This is a genomic window from Caproicibacter sp. (genome assembly GCF_046707225.1).
GTDB lineage: Bacteria > Bacillota > Clostridia > Oscillospirales > Acutalibacteraceae > Caproicibacter.
Genome location: NZ_JBJKOP010000041.1, coordinates 1 through 22,924 on the forward strand (window position 1 = coordinate 1; position 22,924 = coordinate 22,924).

General features: G+C 54.9%; 25 protein-coding genes and 1 riboswitch. Of the genes, 15 read left to right on the forward strand and 10 right to left on the reverse strand.

Going from position 1 to position 22,924, the window contains the following annotated elements; genetic code table 11:
• From ACLQ3M_RS12060 to ACLQ3M_RS12070, 3 genes are all read right to left on the reverse strand, one after another.
• The coding region (locus ACLQ3M_RS12060) for an energy-coupled thiamine transporter ThiT (protein ID WP_411677937.1) at window positions 1-246 on the reverse strand (246 nt) is incomplete at its 3' end.
• Between the two features lie 65 nt (window positions 247-311).
• Window positions 312-423: riboswitch (TPP riboswitch) on the reverse strand.
• Between the two features lie 25 nt (window positions 424-448).
• Window positions 449-1,108 (reverse strand): HAD hydrolase-like protein, encoded by a 660-nt coding sequence (locus ACLQ3M_RS12065; protein WP_411677938.1) that lies wholly within the window; start codon window positions 1,106-1,108, stop codon window positions 449-451.
• Entirely contained in the window at window positions 1,105-1,497 is a 393-nt protein-coding gene (locus tag ACLQ3M_RS12070) for a thioesterase family protein (protein ID WP_411677939.1), read from the reverse strand. The genes ACLQ3M_RS12065 and ACLQ3M_RS12070 overlap by 4 nt, the downstream gene beginning before the upstream one ends.
• A gap of 172 nt (window positions 1,498-1,669) precedes the next feature.
• On the opposite strand from ACLQ3M_RS12070, the gene ACLQ3M_RS12075 reads away from it, so the two are divergent.
• The gene (locus ACLQ3M_RS12075; RefSeq protein ID WP_411677940.1) at window positions 1,670-2,452 is read left to right on the forward strand and encodes a heparan-alpha-glucosaminide N-acetyltransferase; all 783 of its coding nucleotides are present in this window, start codon (window positions 1,670-1,672) and stop codon (window positions 2,450-2,452) included.
• A gap of 6 nt (window positions 2,453-2,458) precedes the next feature.
• Here the strand turns inward: ACLQ3M_RS12075 and ACLQ3M_RS12080 are convergent, their stop codons facing one another.
• Window positions 2,459-2,845, reverse strand: coding sequence for a VOC family protein (locus tag ACLQ3M_RS12080; protein WP_411677941.1), 387 nt, complete (start codon window positions 2,843-2,845; stop codon window positions 2,459-2,461).
• 112 nt (window positions 2,846-2,957) lie between these two features.
• Between ACLQ3M_RS12080 and ACLQ3M_RS12085 the strand changes: the two genes are divergently transcribed.
• From ACLQ3M_RS12085 to ACLQ3M_RS12095, 3 genes are all read left to right on the forward strand, one after another.
• Window positions 2,958-5,111, forward strand: coding sequence for a Tex family protein (locus tag ACLQ3M_RS12085; protein WP_411677942.1), 2,154 nt, complete (start codon window positions 2,958-2,960; stop codon window positions 5,109-5,111).
• A gap of 921 nt (window positions 5,112-6,032) precedes the next feature.
• On the forward strand, window positions 6,033-7,127 hold the full coding sequence (ychF, locus tag ACLQ3M_RS12090; RefSeq protein WP_411677943.1) for a redox-regulated ATPase YchF: 1,095 nt from the start codon (window positions 6,033-6,035) through the stop codon (window positions 7,125-7,127).
• A gap of 106 nt (window positions 7,128-7,233) precedes the next feature.
• Complete coding sequence (locus ACLQ3M_RS12095; protein ID WP_411677944.1) at window positions 7,234-8,082, forward strand: deoxyribonuclease IV; 849 nt, start codon at window positions 7,234-7,236, stop codon at window positions 8,080-8,082.
• Window positions 8,083-8,168: 86 nt separating this feature from the next.
• On the opposite strand, the gene ACLQ3M_RS12100 is transcribed toward ACLQ3M_RS12095, so the two are convergent.
• Window positions 8,169-8,837, reverse strand: a complete 669-nt coding sequence (locus tag ACLQ3M_RS12100; RefSeq protein WP_411677945.1) for a hypothetical protein — start codon at window positions 8,835-8,837, stop codon at window positions 8,169-8,171.
• 214 nt (window positions 8,838-9,051) lie between these two features.
• Here ACLQ3M_RS12100 and ACLQ3M_RS12105 point away from each other — a divergent pair, with 214 nt between their 5' ends.
• From ACLQ3M_RS12105 to ACLQ3M_RS12140, 8 genes are all read left to right on the forward strand, one after another.
• A complete protein-coding gene (locus tag ACLQ3M_RS12105) occupies window positions 9,052-9,420 on the forward strand; it encodes a DUF2089 domain-containing protein (protein WP_066645545.1) in 369 nt (122 codons plus the stop codon).
• Window positions 9,421-9,455: 35 nt separating this feature from the next.
• On the forward strand, window positions 9,456-9,902 hold the full coding sequence (locus tag ACLQ3M_RS12110) for an SHOCT-like domain-containing protein (RefSeq protein ID WP_411677946.1): 447 nt from the start codon (window positions 9,456-9,458) through the stop codon (window positions 9,900-9,902).
• A 7-nt stretch (window positions 9,903-9,909) separates the two neighbouring features.
• Entirely contained in the window at window positions 9,910-10,212 is a 303-nt protein-coding gene (locus tag ACLQ3M_RS12115) for a hypothetical protein (RefSeq protein WP_411677947.1), read from the forward strand.
• Entirely contained in the window at window positions 10,197-10,631 is a 435-nt protein-coding gene (locus tag ACLQ3M_RS12120; protein WP_411677948.1) for a phage holin family protein, read from the forward strand. The genes ACLQ3M_RS12115 and ACLQ3M_RS12120 overlap by 16 nt, the downstream gene beginning before the upstream one ends.
• Before the next feature lie 318 nt (window positions 10,632-10,949).
• Window positions 10,950-12,236, forward strand: coding sequence for an MFS transporter (locus tag ACLQ3M_RS12125; RefSeq protein ID WP_411677949.1), 1,287 nt, complete (start codon window positions 10,950-10,952; stop codon window positions 12,234-12,236).
• Between the two features lie 83 nt (window positions 12,237-12,319).
• Window positions 12,320-13,045, forward strand: coding sequence for a TVP38/TMEM64 family protein (locus tag ACLQ3M_RS12130; protein WP_411677950.1), 726 nt, complete (start codon window positions 12,320-12,322; stop codon window positions 13,043-13,045).
• Between the two features lie 96 nt (window positions 13,046-13,141).
• Window positions 13,142-13,714: a TetR/AcrR family transcriptional regulator gene (locus tag ACLQ3M_RS12135; protein ID WP_411677951.1), complete on the forward strand. Its 573-nt coding sequence runs from the start codon at window positions 13,142-13,144 to the stop codon at window positions 13,712-13,714.
• Window positions 13,715-14,041: 327 nt separating this feature from the next.
• The gene (locus ACLQ3M_RS12140; RefSeq protein ID WP_411677952.1) at window positions 14,042-15,382 is read left to right on the forward strand and encodes an MATE family efflux transporter; all 1,341 of its coding nucleotides are present in this window, start codon (window positions 14,042-14,044) and stop codon (window positions 15,380-15,382) included.
• Here ACLQ3M_RS12140 and ACLQ3M_RS12145 read toward each other — a convergent pair.
• The 5 genes from ACLQ3M_RS12145 to ACLQ3M_RS12165 all read right to left on the reverse strand — a co-directional run bounded on the left by ACLQ3M_RS12145 (window position 15,379) and on the right by ACLQ3M_RS12165 (window position 17,948).
• Window positions 15,379-15,771: a hypothetical protein gene (locus ACLQ3M_RS12145; RefSeq protein ID WP_411677953.1), complete on the reverse strand. Its 393-nt coding sequence runs from the start codon at window positions 15,769-15,771 to the stop codon at window positions 15,379-15,381. The genes ACLQ3M_RS12140 and ACLQ3M_RS12145 overlap by 4 nt on opposite strands.
• Before the next feature lie 20 nt (window positions 15,772-15,791).
• Window positions 15,792-16,112 (reverse strand): hypothetical protein, encoded by a 321-nt coding sequence (locus ACLQ3M_RS12150; RefSeq protein ID WP_066645526.1) that lies wholly within the window; start codon window positions 16,110-16,112, stop codon window positions 15,792-15,794.
• A 25-nt stretch (window positions 16,113-16,137) separates the two neighbouring features.
• Complete coding sequence (locus ACLQ3M_RS12155) at window positions 16,138-16,446, reverse strand: hypothetical protein (RefSeq protein ID WP_411677954.1); 309 nt, start codon at window positions 16,444-16,446, stop codon at window positions 16,138-16,140.
• Window positions 16,447-16,482: 36 nt separating this feature from the next.
• Window positions 16,483-16,803: a hypothetical protein gene (locus ACLQ3M_RS12160; RefSeq protein WP_411677955.1), complete on the reverse strand. Its 321-nt coding sequence runs from the start codon at window positions 16,801-16,803 to the stop codon at window positions 16,483-16,485.
• A 644-nt stretch (window positions 16,804-17,447) separates the two neighbouring features.
• Window positions 17,448-17,948, reverse strand: a complete 501-nt coding sequence (locus ACLQ3M_RS12165) for a hypothetical protein (RefSeq protein ID WP_411677956.1) — start codon at window positions 17,946-17,948, stop codon at window positions 17,448-17,450.
• A 406-nt stretch (window positions 17,949-18,354) separates the two neighbouring features.
• On the opposite strand from ACLQ3M_RS12165, the gene ilvB reads away from it, so the two are divergent.
• Genes ilvB through ilvC form a run of 3 tightly spaced genes read left to right on the forward strand, consistent with a single transcriptional unit; the run spans window position 18,355 to window position 21,555 of the window.
• On the forward strand, window positions 18,355-19,983 hold the full coding sequence (ilvB, locus tag ACLQ3M_RS12170) for a biosynthetic-type acetolactate synthase large subunit (RefSeq protein ID WP_411677958.1): 1,629 nt from the start codon (window positions 18,355-18,357) through the stop codon (window positions 19,981-19,983).
• A gap of 15 nt (window positions 19,984-19,998) precedes the next feature.
• Window positions 19,999-20,502, forward strand: coding sequence for an acetolactate synthase small subunit (gene ilvN, locus ACLQ3M_RS12175; protein ID WP_411677957.1), 504 nt, complete (start codon window positions 19,999-20,001; stop codon window positions 20,500-20,502).
• A gap of 15 nt (window positions 20,503-20,517) precedes the next feature.
• Complete coding sequence (gene ilvC / locus ACLQ3M_RS12180; protein WP_411677959.1) at window positions 20,518-21,555, forward strand: ketol-acid reductoisomerase; 1,038 nt, start codon at window positions 20,518-20,520, stop codon at window positions 21,553-21,555.
• Window positions 21,556-22,924: the final 1,369 nt, after the last annotated feature.

The following is a 22,924-nucleotide window of genomic DNA, read 5'->3' on the forward strand; positions in this document are numbered from 1 at the left end:
CGCAAGGTCCAGCAAAAGCTGGATCACCCCGTAGGTAAAGCCCGTGAGCAGGCCCCATTTTACGCCGTACTTGTAGCCGATCAGCAAAATCGGCAGCATGCTGCAAAGCGTCACCGACCCGCCCAGCGGCATTTGGTACAGCTTAATCAGGCTCAGCACCGTCGCAAGCCCAAGCATGATTGCGCTTTCCACCAGCCGGAGCACCATCGGATTCAGCCCCGTTGTTTTCGTGTTTTCATTTGTCATAATTGCCCCTCCATTTCGTCCGGAATTCTGCTAATGGAGAACAAAAAACGCCCCGCGACCTGCGCGGAGCGTAACTTTCGTTTTCCTACGCTGGCATTATCCAGATCAGGTTATGGGTTTCAGGCGTCAATCCGCCTGCTCTCAGCCGGGAAATACCCAGCACCCCTTTTTTATTTTCGGAATTATCATACAACAGCGATTCTCATTTGTCAACCAGAAATTCGCGCAGTTCTTCGACCGAACCGACGAAATTTTCCGCGCCCTCGCGCTCCATTTCCTCCTGCGAGCCGAATCCGTACAGCACGCCGACAAAATTGGTTCCGGCCCTTCGCGCGCCGCCCGCGTCGTACTTGGTGTCCCCGACCATGACCGCGCGAGACGCCGGCACGCCGGACCGCTCCAGCACCGGCAGAATCAGGTGTTCTTTCCCCCTGCCGGATTCGGAATCGTCCTCGGTCGAAATATAATCCATGGGCTGCACAAGACCGAAATGATTTAAAACCCGCTTGGCCGGGGTCGCCGGTTTGGAGGTAGCGACCGCAAGCAGGGCGCCGCCCGCCCTCAGCTCTGCCAGAAGATCCATAATGCCGGGGTAAACCGAATTTTCATACGCGCCCCGGCTGTTATAATAATCGCGGTAGAACCGGATGAATTCGGCGACTGCTTCCTCTTTCATTTCCGGAAACATCTCATTAAGCTTGTTTCGGACCGGGGGGCCGATAAATTTTCGCAGGGTTTCCCGCGGCGGAACCGGCCAGCCGATTTTTTGAAACGCTTCCTTCAGCCCGCCGGTGATCCCCGGCGCGGAATCCGTCAGAGTGCCGTCCAAATCAAACAGGACAAGGTCATAACGAAAGCTCATTCGGCCACCGCGCTTTTTCTTTGTTCGGCCTTTTGCAGAAAGCGGTCGCTTTTCACGCTGACGCGTTCATGCGTGCCGGTTGCAATCACTCCGGCGTTGTCCCGCGCTTCCAGGCGAAAGCGAAATATCCTTTTTTCATGCTCCAGCAGCTCGGCGGTCACCGATACAACGCAGCCCGGCGCGGTCGGCGCGAGGTGCTCAACGGTGATTTTCGACCCGACGGTCGTTTCGCCGTCCGCAAGGGATCCGGCGGCAAGCTCCATTGCCGCGTTTTCAAAAAAAGCCGAAACGGCGGGTGTTGCCAGCACGGGCAGCGCCCCGCTGCCCATGCGGGAAGCAAGCAGCTCCTGCGTGACGGCGTATTCTTTCGTCAATCGAGTATCCGGCATTGTAATTTCCTCCAGTTGCATGATATAATAATACGATTCCCTTTGTGCCCGGAAAGAACGGGCACGGTTCTACTTTATTATATCATATCCAAAAAAGGATTTCATCCTTGACCGCCGGGAAATCCGCGGGGATTTTCTTGCGGCCGGTTATTACCCAAAGGGAGGCGTCTCCATGCCGGAAAGCAGCACCGCGCCGAACGGACGCGGAAGAATTTACCTGATGGACGAGTTCCGCGGATTCGCCGTGTTCTGCATGGTGTTTTACCACGGATTTTACACGTTCGGCTATCTGTTCGGAAATGAGATCGGCGTTTACTTTTTCCGTTTTTTTATGCCCGCCGAACCTTTTTTCGCCGGGATGTTCCTGTTTATTTCAGGCGTCGCCTCGTGTTTGACGCACTCAAACCTCAGGCGGGGGACGAAGCTGCTGGCCGTCGCGCTCGGCGTGACGCTGGTCACCTGGATTTTCGTACCGGAGGACGTCATCACGTTCGGCGTGCTGCACTTCCTTGCGGTCTGCATGATCCTGTTCGGCTTTTTGAAGCCGTATGCCGACCGGTTCCGTTTTTCGTGGATTCCCGTGATCGCCTGCTTCGCGCTGTATTTTTTGACCCGCGGCGTGCCGCGCGGCTTTCTGGGCTGCGGCCCGGGTTTCGGCATTCCTCTTCCGGGCGGACTTTACACGTTCGCGTGGCTCGCGCCGCTCGGCTTTCCCGGCCCCGGCTTCGAAAGCTCCGATTACTTTCCCATTCTGCCGTGGATTTTCGTTTTCGCGGCGGGCACCTTTGTGGGCAAGCTGGCAAAGGCCGGCCGTTTCCCGGAGATCGCCTACCGCCCGCAGGTGCCGATTCTTTCGTGGTTCGGGCGGCACGCGCTTGTGCTGTACCTGTTCCACCAGCCGGTCATCTACGGTCTGTGCCTGCTTTTAAAACCGCTGGCGCCCTATCTTTCCTGACCGGGCTTATCCGGCGGTAATTTCGACCCGGTTGCCGTCCGGGTCAAGAACGCAGCTTTCATAGTAACCGTCCCCGGTCCTGCGGGGCCCGCTCACCACGGGCACGCCCTCCTCCTTCATGCGGGCCGTCAGATTTTCCACCTCCTGCTCCGATTCCGCGGAGAACGCAAGGTGCGCGTAGCCCGCCGTGAATTCGCGCCGGACGGTTTCGTTCAGGTTCCGGCTGTGCATCAGCTCCAGCCTTGCGCCGGACTCAAAGCTGACAAAACGGGAGGAAAAACCTTTCGACGGATTTTCATATTCCGGCCCGGACTTGCCGCCGAACCACCTGCAGTAAAACTCTTCCAGCTTTTTCAGGTTCTGTGTGTAAATCGCTGCGTGGGTAATCGTCATATCCCGACTCCTCCGTTTTTCCCCGCCCCTGAGCGGGAGTATTGATTTTCTATATATTACCACATTTACTGTCCCAAAAGAACGATAATTTTACGATTTTTGGAGGGATTCCATGAATCTGACCCTGGAATTGACACGACAGTTCGGCCTGCAGGAATGGCAGGTAAAAAACATCGTCGAGCTGATCGACGCCGGAAACACGATTCCGTTCATCGCGCGCTACCGCAAGGAGGCGCACGGCTCGCTGGACGACCAGAAACTGCGGGAAATCGCGGAGCGACTGGAATATCTGCGCTCGCTGGAAAAACGCCGGGAGGAAGTCGGCGCGCTGATCGGGGAAACCGACCTTATGACGCCGGAGGTTGCGTCGGCGCTGCAAAAGGCGGAGACGCTGGCGGAAATCGAGGACATTTACCGCCCGTTCCGCCCCAAACGAAAGACGCGCGCGTCCGTCGCAAAGGAAAAAGGACTGGCCCCGCTCGCGGAGCTGATCGGAAGACAGGGCCCCGGCGAACCGCTCTCTTTTGCAAAGCAGTATGTCGACCCGGAAAAGGGAGTCGATACGCCGGAGGACGCGCTCGCCGGCGCGCTCGACATCATCGCGGAAAACGTCTCCGACAACGCGGAGATCCGCCGCAGGCTCCGCGTCGTGACCCTCGCGCACGGGGTTCTGGCTTCAAAAGCGGCGAAGCCGGACGAAGACAGCGTTTACGCCCCGTATTACGATTACCGCGAGCCGGTGAACAAAATCGCGGGGCACCGCGTGCTTGCCGTCGACCGCGGGGAAAAAGAAGAATTTTTAAAGGTTTCCGTCGAGCTGGACCCTGCCCGCGGGCTGAACATCGTGTTTTCCGAATGCGTCCACGGGGACAGCCCCTGTGCCCGCGCGGTGCGCTCCGCCTGCGAGGACGCCTACACCCGGCTGATTTTCCCCTCCATCGAGCGGGAGATCCGCAACTCGTTGACGGAAGCGGCGGACGAATCCGCCGTTAAGGTATTCGCGGTCAATCTGCGGCAGTTGTTCATGCAGCCGCCGGTGCGCGGCAAAATCGCGATGGGCCTTGACCCGGGGTACCGCACGGGCTGCAAGGTCGCCGTGGTGGACGCGACCGGACGCGTGCTGGACACCGGGGTCATTTACCCGACCCATTCGCAGGTGAAGGTGGAGCAGGCCAAAGAAACCGTCCGCCGGATGATTTTGAAGCATCATGTGGAGGTCATCGCCATTGGAAACGGCACCGCGTCGCGCGAGACGGAGCAGTTCGCAGCAGAGGTCATCCGCGAACTGGACGCGGGCGTTTCCTACATGGTGGTCAGCGAGGCGGGCGCGTCCGTCTATTCGGCGAGCAAGCTGGCCGCGCAGGAGTTCCCGGAATTCGACGTAACCCTGCGCAGCGCGGTATCGATCGCGCGCCGTTTGCAGGACCCGCTGGCGGAGCTGGTCAAAATCGACCCGAAGGCGGTCGGCGTGGGGCAGTACCAGCACGACATGCCGAAAAAAATGCTGGACTCGGCGCTTTCCGGCGTGGTGGAGGACTGCGTCAACTCGGTCGGCGCGGACCTGAACACGGCCTCGCCGTCGCTTCTGGAGCATATTGCCGGAATCACTGCGGCGGTATCGAAAAATATCGTAAAATACCGTGAGGAAAACGGCGCGTTCCGCGCCCGCAAAGAGCTTTTAAAGGTACCGAAGCTTGGCCCGAAGGCCTTCGAGCAGTGCGCGGGATTTCTGCGCGTTCCCGAAAGCGAAAATATTCTGGACCACACCGCCGTACACCCGGAATCCTATGACGCGGCGAAGGCGCTGTTAAAACTGTGTGATTACAGCCCCGCCGAAGTAAAACGGGGAAGCTTTCCGGGTCTTGCGGAAAAGGTGACGCAACTCGGAAAAGAAAAAGCCGCGGCGGAAGCCGGGGTCGGCGTTCCGACGCTGATGGACATCGTCGCCGAGCTGCAAAAGCCGGGCCGCGACCCGCGCGACGAGCTGCCGAAGCCGCTTCTTCGCACCGACGTGATGAAGCTGGAGGATTTGAAGCCGGGCATGGAGCTGACCGGCACGGTCCGCAACGTGATCGACTTCGGCGCGTTTGTCGACATCGGCGTGCATCAGGACGGGCTGGTTCACGTTTCAGAGGTCTGCGACCGGTTTATCAGGCACCCGTCGGAAGTCCTGAAGGTCGGGGATATTGTCAAGGTCCGCGTCCTGTCGGTCGACGTGAAGAAGCAGCGCATTTCCCTTTCGATGAAGCAACAGAAGAAAGTTTGATTCTGCCCTCAGGCCAGGACGGGGTCGGAAAGCGGTTTTCAAGCCGCAGTGCGGCACTGTGCTGTTTTATTTTGGGACCAAAAGCCCCTTAACCCAAATTATTTCTATCTTTGCACTCAGGCCGTGCAGGCCCATACTTTCGGTCCCGTACGAAAGTATGCAAAGTACGGGTCGGGGGGGACTTCAAATTCCCGTAGGAAGGGCTCCAACCGTCCCCCCCCGACGCCCCCCGGCACCTGTCAAAAGGCTAAAGCAATGTTCTTAAAGCCTACTGCTTCTCATTGACGACGGGGGCTTCGGAGTGAAAGCCACTGTTTCTTTTTTGGGAAACTGCAATTCGTTAGCTTGCCTTGATTTAAGCTTACTTAATATATCACTCAACTTTGGAAAAGGTTACTTTGATCTATCAATTCTCTGTGTTTTACCTATAAGCACTTAGGGAAAGAATGGGACCGTCAAGGAAAAGCACTACACTGGAGAATTGGAGCGGGCCCCTTGACAGGTGCCGGGGGTGTAGGGGGGAAGCCATCCGGCCCGTACTCGCCTACGGCGCCCACGGCTGAAGAATAGTGCTTGGCTTTCATTTCTCTCGCCGCTCTTGTTACCGACACTTTGGATGCAGCGTCACGCTGCTCCCCCCTACTCAACCTTTGCCTACTTTCGTTTGATTACGAAAGTAGGGGCCCGTCCGGCCTGAGGACAAACTAAATAAATTGAAGAAATTATGGTTAAGGGGCACTTTGCCCCAAACAGCATAGCGCTGCGGGCACGCGGCGTGAAAAAGACTCTTCCTTGCGGTTTTTTCCACAAAGTTTTATAATATGGTTGAAAATATTTTCCCGTGAAAGCGGGATGCCCGAATATCCCGGTGCGAAAACGGCGCCGCCGAAAAAACACACTGAAAAGAGAGAGGATTCACCGATGAAACTGGGTATTGTAGGACTGCCGAACGTCGGCAAAAGCACGCTGTTCAACGCGATTACCAACGCGGGCGCACAGGCCGCGAACTATCCGTTCTGCACGATTGAGCCGAACGTCGGCGTGGTCGCCGTTCCGGACAAACGCCTGGATCAGCTGGCGGAGATGTACCACCCGAAAAAATACACGCCCGCAACGATTGAGTTTGTCGATATCGCCGGGCTGGTGCGCGGCGCTTCCAAGGGGGAGGGCCTCGGCAACAAATTCCTCGCCAACATCCGCGAATGCGACGCAATCGTGCATGTGGTGCGCTGCTTTCAGGACGACGACATCGTGCATGTGGACGGCAGCATCGACCCGAAACGTGACATCGAAACCATCAACACGGAGCTGATTCTCTCCGACCTTGAGGTGCTCGACCGGCGCATCGAGCGCACACAGAAAATGATCAAGGCCGATAAAAAATATCAGGCGGAGCTGGATTTCTTCAAACACGTCAAGGATGTTCTGAACGGGGGAAAGGCCGCGCGCACGGTCGAATGCGAGGAGGATCAGGCGGAGCTGCTCGCTTCCGTCGCCTTGCTTTCGAATAAACCGATCATCTACGCCGCGAACATGAGCGAAGGCGATTTTTCAGCGGGCGTGGAAAAGAATCCGTATTTTGGGGTGGTAAAAGAATTCGCCGAAAGCGAACACGCGGGCGTTCTGCCGATCTGCGCCGAAACGGAGGCGCAAATCAGCGGCCTGGAACCGGAGGAAAAGGTGCTGTTCCTTGCCGACATGGGACTCGATGAGTCCGGTCTGGACCGCCTGATCCGCGCCTGTTACTCGCTGCTGGGGCTTATCTCGTTCCTGACCGCCGGGGAACCGGAGGTCCGCGCGTGGACGATCCGGGAAGGGACCAAGGCCCCTCAGGCCGCCGGCAAAATCCATACGGATTTCGAACGCGGATTTATCCGCGCGGAGGTCGTCGCTTACGACGACCTGATCGCCTGCGGCTCCCTTGCGGCCGCAAAGGAAAAAGGGCTTGTCCGCAGCGAGGGCAAGGATTATGTGATGAGCGACGGCGACGTGGTGCTGTTCCGCTTTAACGTTTAAGATTCGGGACGCAAATCGTCTTTCGCGCTACACGGTCACTCAGCCCCGGGGTTAGGCCAAGGGGCCAAAAGCCCCAATATTTGTACGAAAAACAAGGAGAAACCGGATGCTGAAAATCGGCTGCCATCTTTCCGCCGCGAAGGGATACGCCGCGATGGGCCGCGACGCGATTTCCATCGGCGCAAACACGTTTCAGTTTTTCACGCGCAATCCGCGCGGCGGAAAAGCCCGCGCGCTCGACCCGGAGGACGAAAGCAAATTTCTTTCGCTGATGCGGGAAAACAGGATGGGCCCGTTTGTCGCTCACGCGCCCTATACCATGAACGTCTGCTCCGGCGACGAAAAGACGCGCGCGTTCGGGCGGTCGGTTCTGGCGGACGATCTGGAGCGGCTGGAACGGCTGCCCGGAAATTTCTATAATTTCCACCCGGGCAGTCACGTTGGCCAAGGTTCGGAAGAAGGCATCCGTATGATTGCGGACGCGCTCAACGAAGCGCTCACGCCGGAGATGAACACCACGGTTTTGCTCGAAACCATGGCGGGCAAAGGAAGCGAAGTCGGCCGCAGCTTTGAAGAGCTGCGCGCGATTCTGGACCGGGTGGAACTTTCGGAGAAAGTGGGCGTTTGCCTGGATACCTGCCACGTGTTCGACGCGGGGTACGATCTTGTCGGCGACCCGGACGGGGTGCTCGCGGAATTCGACCGCGTCATCGGCCTCGGGCGGCTGAAAGCCGTCCACCTGAACGACAGCAAGAACCCCCTCGGCAGCCGCAAAGACCGCCATGAGCTGATCGGCAAAGGGCATATCGGGTTCGGGGCTTTGCTCCGTTTCGCGCGTCATCCCGCCGTGCGGGACCTGCCGCTGATTCTGGAAACGCCGAACGACCTTTCCGGCCACGGGCGGGAAATCGCGGAAATCTCGCAGGAATGGGAAAAACTCGACACATCTTTGTAATATTTATACTTTTCTATACAATTTGTATCTTTTCAACCCTGTTTCCAATCAACACGTAAGCCTCCGGAGTTTTTCCGGGGGCTTTTTTACAGGCCGCGCAGCAGCTTTTCAACCTCAGCGCCGATTTCCTCGTCCGTGACCTCCAGGTTTTCCTCATCCCCTTTCAGGCATAAAGACTGAAAGACAGAGTATTTGTATTTCTCTGTTTTTTCAGTCAGAAGGATGCCGCGCTCCTTTGCCGCCCGGTGAAAAATCTCCGTAATGCGGCGCTCGACGGCATTTTCCCTGCGGTTTGTCTCCCCGAGGTCCAGCGCCTGGGGAAACGCGCGCAAAAATGAGTCAACCAATCCGTCCCGCCTGCTGAGAAACAGAAGCTCGTACCCGTCCCATGGGACGAGTTCCATCACCGCCTGCGGAGTCTGAAGCTCTAAATCCTCCTGCCAGTACCCCGGGCTTTGCCACTCCGGCAGCTTGTAAGTCTGAAGCTCGCGCACCGGAATTTCCTTCGGATAAGCGGAAAGCACGGCATCGATAAACGTGACGCGCCGCCGCGGAACAAACAGTTCCGTCAGCTCCTCGCCGGTGAAAAATACGCCCGTCCAGGATAGCCGCTGTTTTAAGGGTTCCTCGCGCGTGAAAAAATCGTGGTCGGTCACAACCCAGTTGTAATTTTTTTGCTCGTTTTCAATGGCTTCGAACAGCGCGGCCAGGTCCCCGCCGCCCAGATATTTTCGCGCGATTTTTGCCCCTTTCACCGCTCAACAGCTCCTCGTTTCCGCAATTTAATTCTATTCTGGCATTCATCGGGCGAAATTGCAAGAAACGGAATGAATTTTTCACGGATTTTGAATAAAACGAGCCAAAAAATTAAGAATATTAAAAATAAACTTAAAAATATTGATTTTTTAATTGACATTTTTAAAAATAGTGATTATGATAGTATCAGACCAAAGAACGGAGGATGATCGCATGGCATATTCGGCGCCAACCAAATGTTCCGTCTGCGGGTCAGAACTGCAGATCACGCGCCTGACCTGCCCGAACTGCTCGTCGGAGATTACGGGAACGTTCGCTCCCTGCCGATATTGCTCGCTGGACGAAAAGCAAAAGCTGTTTCTCGACACATTTTTGAAATGCCGCGGGAATATCAAAGAAGTGGAACGCACGCTGTCCGTTTCGTACCCTACGGTGAAAAACATGCTCGAAGACCTTCTTGCGGCGCTGTTCCCGCAGGACCCGCCCGCACCGGCGCTTCCGGATACGCAGGAGGTGCTGGACCTTTTGGAACAAAAAAAAATCACGGCACAGGAAGCCGCCAGACTTCTTTCCGGTAAATAATCCGTATCAAAACAATTTTCAAGGAGGAATCCCTCATGAACGGCAATGAAAAAACCCGCATTTTAAACCTGCTTCGCGACGGAGCGATTACAACCGAGGAAGCGGAGCAGCTCCTCAACGCGCTGGAAGAGCGCGAGCAGCCCGAAGAACCCGCCGCAGAACCGGTCGTTTTAAAAGACAATCGCGGCCGCAAGCCGAAAAAGCTGAGAATTCTGGTCGACAGCGACGAGGCGAATAAAGGCAAATCGAAAGTGAACGTCAGCATCCCGATCTCGCTGATTCGCGCCCTTGGCCCGATTGCATCCTCCAGCATTCCGAAAAAGACCAGACTCGAGCTGGAACAGCAGGGCATCGATGTCGCCGCGATCCTTGCGGAAGTCGAAGAGCTGATTGAAAGCGGCACGGATGAAGATTTCATCAATGTCGATTCCGGCGACGGCGAGGGGGAAGGCAACTCCAAGGTAAGGATCTATGTGGAATAGGCCTGCAATGGTGCTGTGGGTTTCGGTGCAAATCCAGAATCCGCCCGGAAAACGCAGATTTGCGTTCGGCGTGCCTGTGCCGACGCTTCTGCTGTGCCAGTGGGCCGACATGGCGGAAGACGTGCTGACGGCGGTAAAATGGTTCCCCGGCGTTCGAAACCGGCTCGATTTCATTCCGGCCGCCGCCATCGCCGCCGCCATCCGTCAAACCGCGCGGGAACTCGCCCGCTCCGGCCCGACGGACCTTGTCGATGTGGACGTGGAAAGCCCCGAGGGGCACCGGGTGCAGGTGAAATGCCTGCTTCGCTGAAAGGCGGTTTTCCGCCGGCAAACCGCATTCACCCCGTGCGGTACCGGTATCTGATTAATTTGGAGGGCAAAACAACAATGAAACTCTTTGTAAAGTGGCTGGTCTGCGCTGTTTCCCTGTTCCTGACTTCACAGATTTTTCCCGGCCGGTTCGTCCTGTGGGGCGGGCTTTTGGCGCTGATCGCCTGCGCCACCGTTTTGTGGGTTCTCAATATCTTTCTCCGCCCGCTGCTTCAGCTTCTGGCGCTGCCGTTCTCTCTGGTGACCTTCGGGCTGTTCAGCCTCGTGGTCAACGGGGTGGTGGTCGCTCTGGCGGCCGCGCTGATTCCGGGCATCGCGATCCACGGGCTGTGGGTGTGCGTCTTTATTTCGCTGCTGATCTCGCTGGGAAACATGATGTTCGCGCACAAGGCCCGCTGAATAAAACCAGCCGGGCCCCGCGGCGGGGCGGACACTCTGCCGCGGCACGGCGGCCCGGTTTTCATAGGATAAAAAACTGAATCACACTGGAAGAAAGCGAACCAGCGCGCAAAGCGAACTTTGCGCGGGAGCATCAGGTTTTATCAAAACGATAAAGCTGTCGGTTCGTGCGCCCTTTTTCAGACCAACATTCAACCATTTTTCGGAATTTCTGTAAATTTCAGGACTTGCGAAACGTGTGCTGACCGGTCGGCGCGCAGCCTGTAAATCAATGTTATAAGCAATTCCCCAATCATTGAAAGGGTGAAAATAACGCATATGCAAAACAGTAAAAAATTATGGAATAAAGACTTTTTAATCTTATGGCAGGGGCAGCTGGTTTCGACGGCGGGCGACGCGGTTTACAGCATCGCGCTGGGGTTCTGGGTGCTCGCCGTGACCGGCTCCACCGCGATGATGGGCACGCTGATGGCGGCCTCCACCTTGCCGGGCATTCTGATTTCTCCGTTCGCGGGCGTTTTGATCGACCGGGCGCATAAAAAGAGGCTGTTCATCGCAATGGATCTGCTTCGCTCTGTGTGCATCCTGCTGATTGCCGGCGCGGCGTGGAACGGCGCGCTCCGGGTCTGGATGGTGTTCGCCGCCGGGATCATCCTGAGCCTTTGCGGCGCGGTGTTCAGCCCCGGGATTCTTTCCTCCGTGCCCGACCTGGTTCCGCAGGAAAAAATCGCGAACGCCAATTCCGCGTTTTCCATCGTATCGACCGGCTCCAACTTAATCGGCAGCGTCGCGGGCGGATTTTTATACCAGGCGCTGGGCGCGACCGCGCTGTTTCTGTTCGACGGCCTGTCCTTCCTGTTTTCGGGCGGCTCCATGGGCTTTGTTAACATTCCGGACAGCAAACAGGTGAAAAAGGTCAGCTTCTTTCAGGATATGAAGGACGGCTTCCGGTATATGTGGCGCTTTCCCGGTATGCGGCTGGTTCTGCTGGCAGCCGCGATGTGCAACTTCTGTGCCTATATCGGCATTACGCTGATTCTGCCGTTCTGCAATAATTCTCCGGTTCTCGGCGCTTCCGGCTACGGCATGATGATGGGCAGCTTTATGGGCGGCTCAATGCTTGGCTTTCTTCTGTTTTCCATTGTGACGCTGAAACCGAAGAGCATCGTCCCTGCCTATCTCGCGGCATGTCTTGTCAGCAACCTGGCCTTTATCGCGGGCATCTATCAAAGCGCCGTGCCGCTCATGATTTTTCTGGTCGCGCTGGGCGGATTTGCAAACGCGCTGATTAACGTGCTGTTCATGGCGGCGGTGCAAACTTCTACCGCACAGGAGATGCGCGGAAAGGTCATGTCGTTCATGATGATGACGGTGCAGGGACTCACCCCCATCGCGATGGCGCTGGCCGGTGTGCTGGGTGAAGTGTTTCCTCTGCGTGCCGTAATTTCTTCCGCGTTTGCCGTTTCTATGTTTTTCTCGCTGCTGATTGTCACGAGCCGCTCTTCCCGTGAGTTTATCGTTCCAAAAAGCACGGCGCCCCGGGATGAACCGCAGGCTCCCGGCGCGTGTACGGCCGAAGCCGAATCGAAAATCGCAGGGGAATGATTTCCCGTCCCCATGAATTTCCTGTTCCGCCCGCCATATAATAATAGAACACGGGAAATGAACGGGAGCGGGAGAGAATTCGCTTGAAAACCATCCTGATTCGAATGAAATCGCGCGCAAACGGCGAGGCCGCGCCGGAGCGGCGCGCCCGGCGGAGGGAAACCCTGCTGGGCGCGCTGATTCTGGCGGCGGCGCTCGCCCTGTTTGTCCTTTTGACGGCGGCGCTGTGCCGTCCGCTGGCGGGCCTGCTTTCCGACCCGGCGCGCCTGCGCGCCGTCGTTCGGCGTCGGGGTGCTTTCGGCGTCCTGTCGTTCTTCGGCCTTGAGGTGGCGCAGGGGTTCCTGCCTCTCCCGCTGGAAGTGACGACGGTCGCGGCCGGTTATCTTTTCGGGCCGTTCGGCGGCTTTCTGTTGACATCCGCCTCCGTTCTGACTTCCACCACTCTGCTGTTCACCCTTGCCAAGCTGTTTGGGGAACGGTTCTTCCTTCTTTTATTCCCGCACGGCGAAAGCCCGTGGATTCTGCGCGACGAAAAGGCGCGCCGCCTTGCCACATGGACCGTGTTTTTAGTCCCCGGCCTGCCGAAGCGGCTGTTCATCCTTTCCGCCGCTCTGGTGCCGCAGCGGTTTTCACGTTTTCTCGCCGTTTCCACGCTGGCCCGCGTCCCGGCGCTGATCTTCTGTTCGTTCGGCGGGCACGCGCTCGGCAGCGGAAATTACGCGCGGGCGGTTCTGCTGCTCTGTGTTGTCGCGATTCCCGCCCTCGCGGCGTTTTTCATCTACCGCTCCGCGACCGCGCGAAAAAAATGAGCTGTTCCGGCCTTAAAATCATATTGAATGAATATGATTCATTGACAAGAGAAAAGAACTGTGCTATTCTGGTTTTATCCCGAAGGAGATGACGCAATGGCGCGGATTACGAAAGAACCGGAAGAGCGCAAACAGGAAATTCTGGACGCGGCGATGAAGCTGTTCAGCGAAAAAGGGTACGATAAAACCTCCATCAGCGACATCGCGGAATCGCTGAAGATCGCGCAGGGCCTTTGCTACCGCTATTTTCCCTCGAAAGAAGCCCTGTTTGAGGCGGCGATCGACCACTACGCCGACATGCAGGTCAGCAAGATGCTTCCGATTCTGTGCGACGGGAGCAAAACCCCGCGCGAAAAGATTCTTTGCTCGCCTGCTTACCCGCAGATCGAAAGCGAGGGAAGCGACTATTACCGCGTTTTCCACAGCGAGGGAAGCCGCCCGTTCCACGACCGTCTTTCTCTGCGCATCTGTAAAAAGGCGTTGCCGATCCTGGCGGAGCAGCTTCAAAAAGCTCAAGAGACCGGAGAAATCCACATGGATGATGTGCGCACGGCGGCCAGTTTTTTCATTTACGGACAGCTGGGTATTTTACTGGCGCACGATCTTTCACCAAAGGAAAAGTCTGACCGGATTCGTCAGTTTCAGCTCAAGATGATGGAATTGTTTTAGCGCGGACAGATCCGTTCGAGCTGTTTCCGCGCCCCCGCCGGCGCGGTTGGAGACAGCTCCGCCGAAATAGAAAATCCTTTCGTTTTTGAAAGGATTTCTTTGCCGCTATGATGAATGATATTCATTCATATATTCTTAAATCTATCCTTTTCATTGAAGACCTTATTTGTATTTTGAAAAGGAGACGATGGTTCACTTTTTAATGAATGGTGCTCATTCATCATCAATGCCTTTAACGATAGAATCCAGTTTCTCATTGGGTCCTGCGTTTTGGATCCCGCCGCAGGGGAAGGGAATCCCCCGGCAACTCAGAAAGGAAGAATTTTGATGGAATCAAGGATCAATTTTGTGGAGGAAAAAACGACCTCCGGCCTGATAAAAATGGCGCTGCCGCTGCTTATGGCGCTGGTGCTGAACATGGCCTACAATCTGGTGGACAGTCTGTGGATCGGCAACCTGCTGGGGGAAAGCGCGATGGCGGCGCTGACCAGTTCAACCCCGCTGATTCTGATTTTGAACGCGCTCGGGATGGGCGCTTCCAACGGACTTTCGATTCCGCTTTCGCAGGCAATCGGCGCAAAGGACGAAAAGCGCGTGACGGCGCTGATCTCCACTTCGTTCATGGGATTCCTGGTCATGAGCGTTCTCTTAACCGGCCTGTGCGAGGGGTTCGCGGACGGGATTCTGCGCGTGATGAACACGCCCGCGTCCGTCTTCCCTCTGGCAAAAAGCTACCTTGCGCTCTATCTGCTCGCACTGCCCGCCGCTTATTTTTATTTTTATTTCACCGCCGTGCTGCGCAGCTACGGCAACTCCACGCTTCAGGCGGTTTCCATTTTGTTCTGCACGGTCTTAAACGCCGGGCTTGACCCGCTGTTCATCCATTTGTGGGGGTTTGCGGGTGCCGCCGCCGCCACGCTGCTTTCGCAGACGCTTTCCATGGTGATTCTCCTCCTGTACATCGCAGGAAAAAAATTGTTTCACTTTCAGCTTTCCGCTGTTGATTGGAACGAGGGAAAACAGATTCTGTTCAAAGCCCTGCCCTCCGCCGTACAGCAGAGCATTCCCGCCCTAAGCACCGGCGTGCTGACCGCCATCGTGGGCGGATTCGGCGTGACCGCTATCGCGGCCTACGGCGTGACCGGAAAACTGGAAGTTATCCTGTTTTATCCCGCCATGGCGCTGAACATGGCGCTGACGACCATCACCGGGCAGTGCTTCGGCGCGGGGCGCGCCGACCGCGCCGCCGATTACACGAAAAAATCGCTGCTGTTCGGCTGTGTGCTTTTGGTCTTGCTGACCGTGCCGGTCGTAGGATTCGCCGGTTCGCTTTCCGGTCTGTTTTTAAACAGCGCAGACGTTGCGAAAATCGTCGCGTGGTATTTCGGCGTCATCGGCGTGGGATATGTGCTGAATACGGTGACAAACTGCTTCCTCGGCACGATGAACGGATTGGGAAAGCCGGGCATGGGAATGGCGCTCATGATTTTCTACTATCTTGTGATCCGGATGCCGCTCGCGTTTGTTCTGTCGCGGGGAAGCCTCGGCCTCGGCGGGGTCTGGTGGGCGGTGCTCGTCAGCCACGCGGTGGCGGCGGTTTCGGCGGCAGCTCTGTTTCGTTTCCTGTATATCCGGAACGAAAGAATGCAAGAAGCGGCGCGGAATTAATCTTCCAATCCGCTTTGTTTCATGCGGTATAAATAAAAAAGTATCTGAAGCGACAAAACCTCCAGCCAAAGATAACCAATTGACAAGGAAGGCGTTCTCGGGTAAATCAGGATCAGACCGGCGCACTCGCAGACGACAATCACAATAACTATTCGGATTTCCTTTTTATTCATCCGCTGAAAAGGCTTCGCGGCACATACCAGAAGAAAGTAGAGCAGGGACAAAACAATGAGTCCGATTCCGAAAAAAATCAACGTGACATCCAAATCGGAGAAAAAGGAAACAACGGACGAAACCTTGCCGTAATAACAGACTAGCAGCGTAAAGAAAAAAAGGTTGTAAAGAATAGCAATGAGAAAGGACAGCGCCCAGAGCGGTTTCAGTTTCATTTTATCCTCCTTTGGCGGTTTTATTTGGGGATCAGCCCCAGAAAGCAGGAAACGAAAAACAAAACAATCGCCGCAAGCACGAGATAATGGGGCCACTTGGGAACGGACGCGGGGAACGCGCCGCTTTTGCGGGCAATCAGGGCAAAGAAAAGTTCTTGATCCGTTTTATAGAACAGAAGCAGGAAAATCAGCGTCAAAAATAAAAATGCAATGGTAAGATACAGCAGCGGCCCCGTTCCCATGGTTTCGCGTTTCATCCACTGGCCCGCCGAGGCGGCCACCAGCGTGCACGCGGCGAAAACCGAGTATAAAGCATACCAGAAAAAATTGCGTTTCGGCATCGTTAAAAGCTCCTTTTCCGCCGCGTCAATGTTTGGCTTCCGGCGGCTTATAGTAAATGGAATAGGCATACGACGCCAAAATGAACAGCGTTAATCCGATAAATTGGCTGAGAGAAAGAACGATTGCCAGATAAACATCGACGAGAAAAGACAGAAAATGCCCGGCGGCGCGAAGTTTAGGATAACGAAGAGGTTTCTGCCGCGCCTTATATTGATAGAACTGAAAAAGAAAGGCCACCATCGCAAGCAGAACCGCAACTTTTATCAAAACTGTCCAAACATTCTGGTTGTTTTGGAGCGCAAGGGCTCGGATATTTTGAAAAACAGTCTGCATTCGACATCCCCCTTTCAACAATTCCCGGTATCTTTTTCAGTTGCCGCGTCTGTTCCGGTAATGTTTCACGATGGGCCATAGTCCCGCCGCCGCGCCAAGAACCGCAAGATACAGAAATTCAGGCATGCGGACAAAGAGGGCACACCCAACCAGCATCAAAAAGCACCAAATTTCATAAAATACGTCTGTCTTTGGGTGTGGAGAAGAATGTCTTAGGGATACAATGTTCCATATTGTAATTCCTGCCAGCAGAAACAGCAAAATCATTTTCCAGCCGATGCTTCCATGATTCGAATTGGCCCAGAAAACGGCTTGCCTTACGTCCTCCCAATGGGGAGAAAACAAAAGTATATTCAACAGGGAAACGCACCTCCTTTTTTCCCGTCCCCGCAGGGCAACGGACGGATATGAAACCCGGACATAATTTTCCAATTTGAAGACTCGATCATTTGCGGAATTCATAAGATCACAGGTTGAAAAAATTGAATCCTTCCTAAATAAAACACCGCGGCCCTCTGTTTTGTTACAGATTTTTTGAAATTCGGCACTTTTTCTCCCTCTGCGCGGCAGGCGATTCAGCAGAAGGGTTCCCGCGCCGCTACCGGATGAAATAAAAAATTAAGATTACGCAGTAGAAAGCGGAAAAGAGCCAATAAAAGAGTTGAATCCTTTTTGCGGTGCGATGTTGCAGCTTTTGATCAAAATACGATTCTAAAACTTTAGTGAATACCAAAACGAGCAGCCAAAGAAAAAGCATGAAAATTACAAAATCTTTCAAGACGGAGCACTTCTTTCTGAAAAATATTCAGCTTTTCCTGGTTCGGCAGGAAAGGATCTGACATCGAAAAATCGCGCAACCTCAAAATTTCTCGAGATTTTGAGGTTGCGTTAGCTGCATTACAAATTATATTTTCTTATTTACAGGTTGCCAAGCCTCTGCAGAATCGTTTTTGCATGAATTCGACGGCTTGCCTATTTCCCGATAAGAAAATCTAGGCTTTTCAGCGTAACATAGGAATCGCCTGCTGTTCAACGTATGATATTTGCCACATACTATTAAAACAAGTAAAATGAATCACGACCCCATGCCCATAATTTTCTTGACTGATTTCATATAACACGGTTGCGACCAGCAAGGCTACAACTATTGAAGCGTACTTATCCGGTATAAGCCCTAAAATTGGACTTCCTAAGCCACCATAGTCAACAACTTTTTTTGCATCAGAATTACTTAAATATAGATCAAATCCATTCTTTGTTTTTACATATTTTGTGACTCCATAAAATGATGATCGACTAACAAACGAATTGGCAATTATCCTTTGGATTGAATCATTTGTTTGACCTGTAACCGGTATCGTGCTGTTTACATGGATTTCGCTATTCACCGCAAGTTGAGGGGCCAGGGCCTTCCTTTTTTCCGCCGCGTTGGCCGGAAAAACTAGAAAAGCAGACACCATGGAAATCAGCAGAAGAAATGATACCATTCTTTTTGTTTTCATTGTAAATAAATCTCCCTTCGTTTTCAACAAAGTTTTTTGGCGTTCGTTCAGGCAATAGGCATTCGCAAAAGACCGTCTCTTTAATTCTGCATCGGTATCACCCACTTTTAAAAAATTGGAAGAATTTACATCCCTCTAATTAATACAACACCGTAACACCCTGTTTTGTTACAGCTTTTTTAAAAAAATTTTTAAAATTTTTCAATTAAGGCTGCTTCGCATGAAAAAAGCCGGGAATCATTGGGAAAATCTTCAAACCATATTTCCGATTTGTCACTACCGGCTTTTGCTCAAAAATTCATAACGGCTCATTTCGTACTTTACTAAATAAAAGTGTTGACTTGCATCAGAATCCATTTTATAATGGAAGACAAAATATTCAAACGAAAGCAAGGGAGTGGTACGTTTGATTACCGGAGCCGAAATCATGGTCAGATGCCTTGAAAGCGAGCAGGTCGAGCTGGTATTCGGTTATCCGGGCGCTGCCATCTGCCCTTTTTATGATTCTTTGTCCCTGTCGAACATCCGCCATGTGCTGGTGCGGCAGGAACAGAACGCCGCGCATATGGCGAGCGGCTACGCGCGCGCTTCCGGCAAACCGGGCGTGTGCGTGGCGACCTCCGGCCCCGGCGCGACGAACCTGATTACCGGCATTGCGACCGCGTATATGGATTCGATTCCCTTAATCGCGATTACCGGGCAGGTCAACCAGTGGCTCCTGGGCCGCGACGTGTTTCAGGAAGCGGACATCACCGGCGCATGCGAATCATTTACAAAACATTCGTACCTGATTAAAGATATTGCAGACTTGCCGCGCGTGTTTAAAGAGGCGTTCCACATCGCCGCAACCGGACGGCCCGGCCCGGTGCTGATCGACATTCCCACGGATGTGCAGACGGCAAAAACGGGTTCTTTCGCTTATCCTCAGAAAGCCGAAATCGCTGGATACAAGCCCCGCACGCAGGGGCACGCCGTACAGGTCAAACGCGCGGCGGAAGCCGTCCGCGCGGCAAAACGGCCGCTGATCGTCTGCGGCGGGGGCGTGGTGAGCGCCGCCGCGCGGGAAGAGCTGATCTCCTTTGCGGAGGGAACCCGGATACCGGTCGTTTCGACCATGATGGGACTCGGCGTGATGCCGATGGACAGCCCGCTCTACCTCGGCATGATCGGCATGCACGGGCATGAAAACGCGAACCGCGCGATTCACGAGTCGGATTGCATTCTGCTCTGCGGGGCAAGGGTCGGCGACCGCGCCGTCAACGACCCGGAAAAAATTACGGAAAAAGCGACGATCATTCATATTGACGTCGACCCGGCGGAGATCGGGAAAAACATGGCGGTCAACATTCCGATCGTCGGCGACGTCCGCTTAGTGCTGAAAAGCCTTTCCCAGCAGATGACTCCGGTCGGGGAGGACAGCGACTGGACCCGGCGGCTGAAACAGGAAAGGGCGGAATTCGTTCCCCGCGGCACCCCGCAGAACGGAACGGGTTTTGTCGAGCCGCGCTCCTTCTTCCGCGCGTTTTCGTCCCTGCTGCGGGAGGACGCGATTCTGGTTTCCGACGTGGGTCAGCACCAGATCTGGGCGGCCTCCAGCTTTAATGTGAAGCAGGGGCGGTTCCTCACCTCCGGCGGGCTGGGCACCATGGGGTATTCCCTGCCGGCGGCCGTCGGGGCAAAGCTGGCGAAGCCCCACCGGCAGGTCATCTGCATCTGCGGGGACGGCGCGTTCCAAATGTCGCTGTGCGAGCTTGCCACCCTGGTGGAAAGCGGCGCGGAGGTAAAAATCATCCTGATGCAGAACACCAGGCTCGGCATGGTGTGGGAGATTCAGAATAAACGGTACGAGGGGCGCTGCCCCGCAACGCAGTTGACGGGGGACCCCGATTTCGTCGCGCTGGCGAAAGCCTACGGAATCCGGTCCGCGCTGGCGGATTCCAACGATTCCGCCGAACACCTTGCGCGGGAAATGCTCGAGGCCTCAGGGCCGTTTCTGCTGGTGTGCCGGGTCGATCCCTGCGCGCCGACGCTGTAAGGGAGGGGAAGCCGCATGAAACATACTCTTTCCGTTCTGGTGGAAAACCAGCCGGGCGTTTTGTCCCGCGTGGCGGGCCTGTTCTCCCGCCGGGGATTCAACATCGACAGCCTTGCCGTCGGAACCACGCAAAACCCAAAAATTTCCCGTATGACCATCGTGGTCGACGGAGACGACTATATTGTGGAGCAGGTCGAAAAACAGCTGAACAAGCTGATCCCGGTCATTAAGGTCAGGGTTCTGGAACCCGGGTCGTTCGTCAGCTGCGAGCTGACGCTGGTCAAGGTCGCCTGCAAGTCTAAGCAGCACGCGGAGGTTCTCAACGTCGCGCGGCTGATGGGAGCGGAAATTATCGATGTGGCGCCCTCTTCCTTAACGCTGCGCTTTTCGGGCGACGAAGAGCAGAGCCGCACACTGCTGGGGCTGCTGACTCCCTACGGAATCCGGGAGGTTGTCCGCGCCGGGTCCCTCGCCATTGAAAAAGGCTCGGACCTGCTGAAAAAAAACAATAAGGAATAACTCTATTCTTTATTCATAAAAAATTCGCCGAAAGGCCAGGAGGAATGCAAAATGCCAAAGATCTATTACGAAGCCGATTGTGACATGAATCTGCTGAAAGGAAAGACTGTCGCGATTATCGGCTACGGCAGCCAGGGCCACGCACACGCGCTGAATCTGCACGACAGCGGGGTCAACGTGATCGTAGGCCTTTACGAAGGCAGCAAGAGCCGCGCCAAGGCGGAGGCCGCGGGGCTGAAAGTCCTCACTGTGCCGGAAGCGACCAAGGCCGCCGACATCGTCATGGTTCTGATTCCGGACGAAAAGCAGGCGGACGTTTATAAAACGGATATCGCGCCCTACCTGACGGAAGGAAAAGCCCTCGCGTTCGCGCACGGGTTCAACATCCACTTTCAGCAGATCAAGCCGCCGAAGAACATCGACGTATTCATGATCGCGCCGAAAGGCCCGGGCCACACGGTTCGCAGCGAATACACGGCGGGCAAGGGCGTTCCGTGCCTGATCGCGGTGGAGCAGGATTACACCGGCAAGGCGCACGACATCGGGCTTGCCTACGGCGCGGGACTCGGCGCGGCGAGAGCGGCAATCATGGAAACCACGTTTAAAATCGAAACCGAAACCGACCTGTTCGGCGAACAGTGCGTGCTGTGCGGCGGCGTGACCGCCCTGATGAAAGCCGGGTTCGAAACGCTGGTCGAAGCGGGCTATGCGCCGGAAAACGCGTATTTCGAGTGCATTCACGAAATGAAGCTGATCGTCGACCTGATTTACCGCGGCGGCTTCTCGCTGATGCGCTACTCCATCTCCGACACGGCGGAATTCGGCGATTATGAGACCGGCAAGCGGCTCATCACCGACGAGACCAAGAAAGAAATGAAAAAGGTTCTCTCCGAAATTCAGGACGGCACCTTCGCAACCAAGTGGATCGCGGAAAACAAGAACGGCCGCGCACATTTCAGCGCCTGCCGCCGCATCGAAGCGGAGCATGAGCTGGAATCCGTCGGCAAAGAGCTGCGCAAGATGTATTCCTGGAACGACCAGCCCATCGACTGAGCAGGGTCAACGTTCCCTGTGCCCGCCGGCTGAAACGGAAAACAGAAGCTCCCGGAAACTAAAGTCGTGAACGCCATAGGCGCGTCCTGTCCGGATGGACCGGGACGGACGAAACATAAAATAAAATGGCCGCGCGGACGCTTCTGCATCCGCGCGGTCGTTTTGTCGGCGGCCCCGCCGTTTCAAAAGGACGGAGAGCCATGTTGCCTGCGGCACCTCTCCTGATAAGAGCGTGCCCAATTCTGCCTGATTGAAAGGACTCCTTTTCACGCGCCTTGCTTTGCACTTTCCCGCCTCTCAAAACGGAAAAGCCGCCGGTACCGGGCGGCGTGTTCCCGCCCCCGCAAAAGAAAATGGTGGCGGCACGAAATTTCCGGGTTCCGTGCCAAAAAACACGCGGGAGCGGGCGTTTCGCCCGATACAGGGCACAAAAAAGCACCGGTACGGAATTTTTCATTCCATACACCGGCGCGCGTGAAAAGCAGGATTTATTTTTCGCCCCTTTTTTCCCGCTCTGTACAAAACAGGGGGAAAGAGGTATAATATTACCTGCAAATGCGCGGTTTTACCGCTGTGTATGGAGCCTGTTTCTCCGTATGCAGGGGGCGAGGTGTGTCACCACCTTGTCCCTGCTTTGCACTTTTTTATGTGCCTTACAAAAAACAGTATACCGCTTATTTCCATAAATTTCAACTTAAATTCTTTTTTTCTTATTTTTGAACTTATTTTTTTTATTTTTTTCTTTTTTATCTGGGCGCTTAAAATGCGGCTTTCACAGTTGCGGCGCAGCAATTCTAATTTTTATTTGGGGCAAGGTGCCCCTTAACCCCTATTTTTTCTAATTTTCTCTCTGTCCTCAGGCCGGGCGGGGTCGGAATGGGGCTTTCCGCGCCGCAGAGCAGAAATATTTTCTAAACTGGGGCTGATTGCCCCTTAACCATAATTTCTTCAATTTATTTAGTTTGTCCTCAGGCCGGACGGGCCCCTACTTTCGTCCTCAAACGAAAGTAGGCAAAGGTTGAGTAGGGGGGAGCAGCGTGACGCTGCATCCAAAGTGTCGGTTTCAAGAGCGGCGAGAGAAATGACAGCCAAGCACGATTCTTCAGCCGTGGGCGCCGTAGGCGAGTAAGGGCCGGACGGTCTCCCCCCTACACCCCCGGCACCTGTCAAGGGGCCCGCTCCAATTCTCCAGTGTAGTGCTTTTCCTTGACGGTCCCATTCTTTCCCTGCGTGCTTAGTTAGAAAGCGTACAGGGAATCGATAGATTGAAAGCAATCTTTTTCAAAGCTGAGTGATATATTTAAGTAATCTTGAGTCAAGGCAAGCTAATGACTTACAGTTTCCCTCTCAAAAAGCAGTGGCTTTTCTC

Excerpts from the sequence above, each read along its gene's own strand:
- ACLQ3M_RS12155 (WP_411677954.1), bottom strand. The coding sequence starts at position 16,446 with ATGCAGACTGTTTTTCAAAATATCCGAGCCCTTGCGCTCCAAAACAAC.
- ACLQ3M_RS12120 (WP_411677948.1), top strand. The coding sequence starts at position 10,197 with ATGCCTGCTTCGCTGAAAGGCGGTTTTCCGCCGGCAAACCGCATTCAC.
- ACLQ3M_RS12165 (WP_411677956.1), bottom strand. The coding sequence starts at position 17,948 with ATGAAAACAAAAAGAATGGTATCATTTCTTCTGCTGATTTCCATGGTG.
- ychF (WP_411677943.1), top strand. The coding sequence starts at position 6,033 with ATGAAACTGGGTATTGTAGGACTGCCGAACGTCGGCAAAAGCACGCTG.
- ACLQ3M_RS12065 (WP_411677938.1), bottom strand. The coding sequence starts at position 1,108 with ATGAGCTTTCGTTATGACCTTGTCCTGTTTGATTTGGACGGCACTCTG.
- ACLQ3M_RS12145 (WP_411677953.1), bottom strand. The coding sequence starts at position 15,771 with ATGAAACTGAAACCGCTCTGGGCGCTGTCCTTTCTCATTGCTATTCTT.
- ACLQ3M_RS12150 (WP_066645526.1), bottom strand. The coding sequence starts at position 16,112 with ATGCCGAAACGCAATTTTTTCTGGTATGCTTTATACTCGGTTTTCGCC.
- ACLQ3M_RS12135 (WP_411677951.1), top strand. The coding sequence starts at position 13,142 with ATGGCGCGGATTACGAAAGAACCGGAAGAGCGCAAACAGGAAATTCTG.
- ACLQ3M_RS12070 (WP_411677939.1), bottom strand. The coding sequence starts at position 1,497 with ATGCCGGATACTCGATTGACGAAAGAATACGCCGTCACGCAGGAGCTG.
- ACLQ3M_RS12140 (WP_411677952.1), top strand. The coding sequence starts at position 14,042 with ATGGAATCAAGGATCAATTTTGTGGAGGAAAAAACGACCTCCGGCCTG.
- ACLQ3M_RS12080 (WP_411677941.1), bottom strand. The coding sequence starts at position 2,845 with ATGACGATTACCCACGCAGCGATTTACACACAGAACCTGAAAAAGCTG.
- ilvN (WP_411677957.1), top strand. The coding sequence starts at position 19,999 with ATGAAACATACTCTTTCCGTTCTGGTGGAAAACCAGCCGGGCGTTTTG.
- ACLQ3M_RS12115 (WP_411677947.1), top strand. The coding sequence starts at position 9,910 with ATGGTGCTGTGGGTTTCGGTGCAAATCCAGAATCCGCCCGGAAAACGC.
- ACLQ3M_RS12105 (WP_066645545.1), top strand. The coding sequence starts at position 9,052 with ATGGCATATTCGGCGCCAACCAAATGTTCCGTCTGCGGGTCAGAACTG.
- ACLQ3M_RS12075 (WP_411677940.1), top strand. The coding sequence starts at position 1,670 with ATGCCGGAAAGCAGCACCGCGCCGAACGGACGCGGAAGAATTTACCTG.
- ACLQ3M_RS12125 (WP_411677949.1), top strand. The coding sequence starts at position 10,950 with ATGCAAAACAGTAAAAAATTATGGAATAAAGACTTTTTAATCTTATGG.
- ACLQ3M_RS12095 (WP_411677944.1), top strand. The coding sequence starts at position 7,234 with ATGCTGAAAATCGGCTGCCATCTTTCCGCCGCGAAGGGATACGCCGCG.
- ACLQ3M_RS12110 (WP_411677946.1), top strand. The coding sequence starts at position 9,456 with ATGAACGGCAATGAAAAAACCCGCATTTTAAACCTGCTTCGCGACGGA.
- ACLQ3M_RS12085 (WP_411677942.1), top strand. The coding sequence starts at position 2,958 with ATGAATCTGACCCTGGAATTGACACGACAGTTCGGCCTGCAGGAATGG.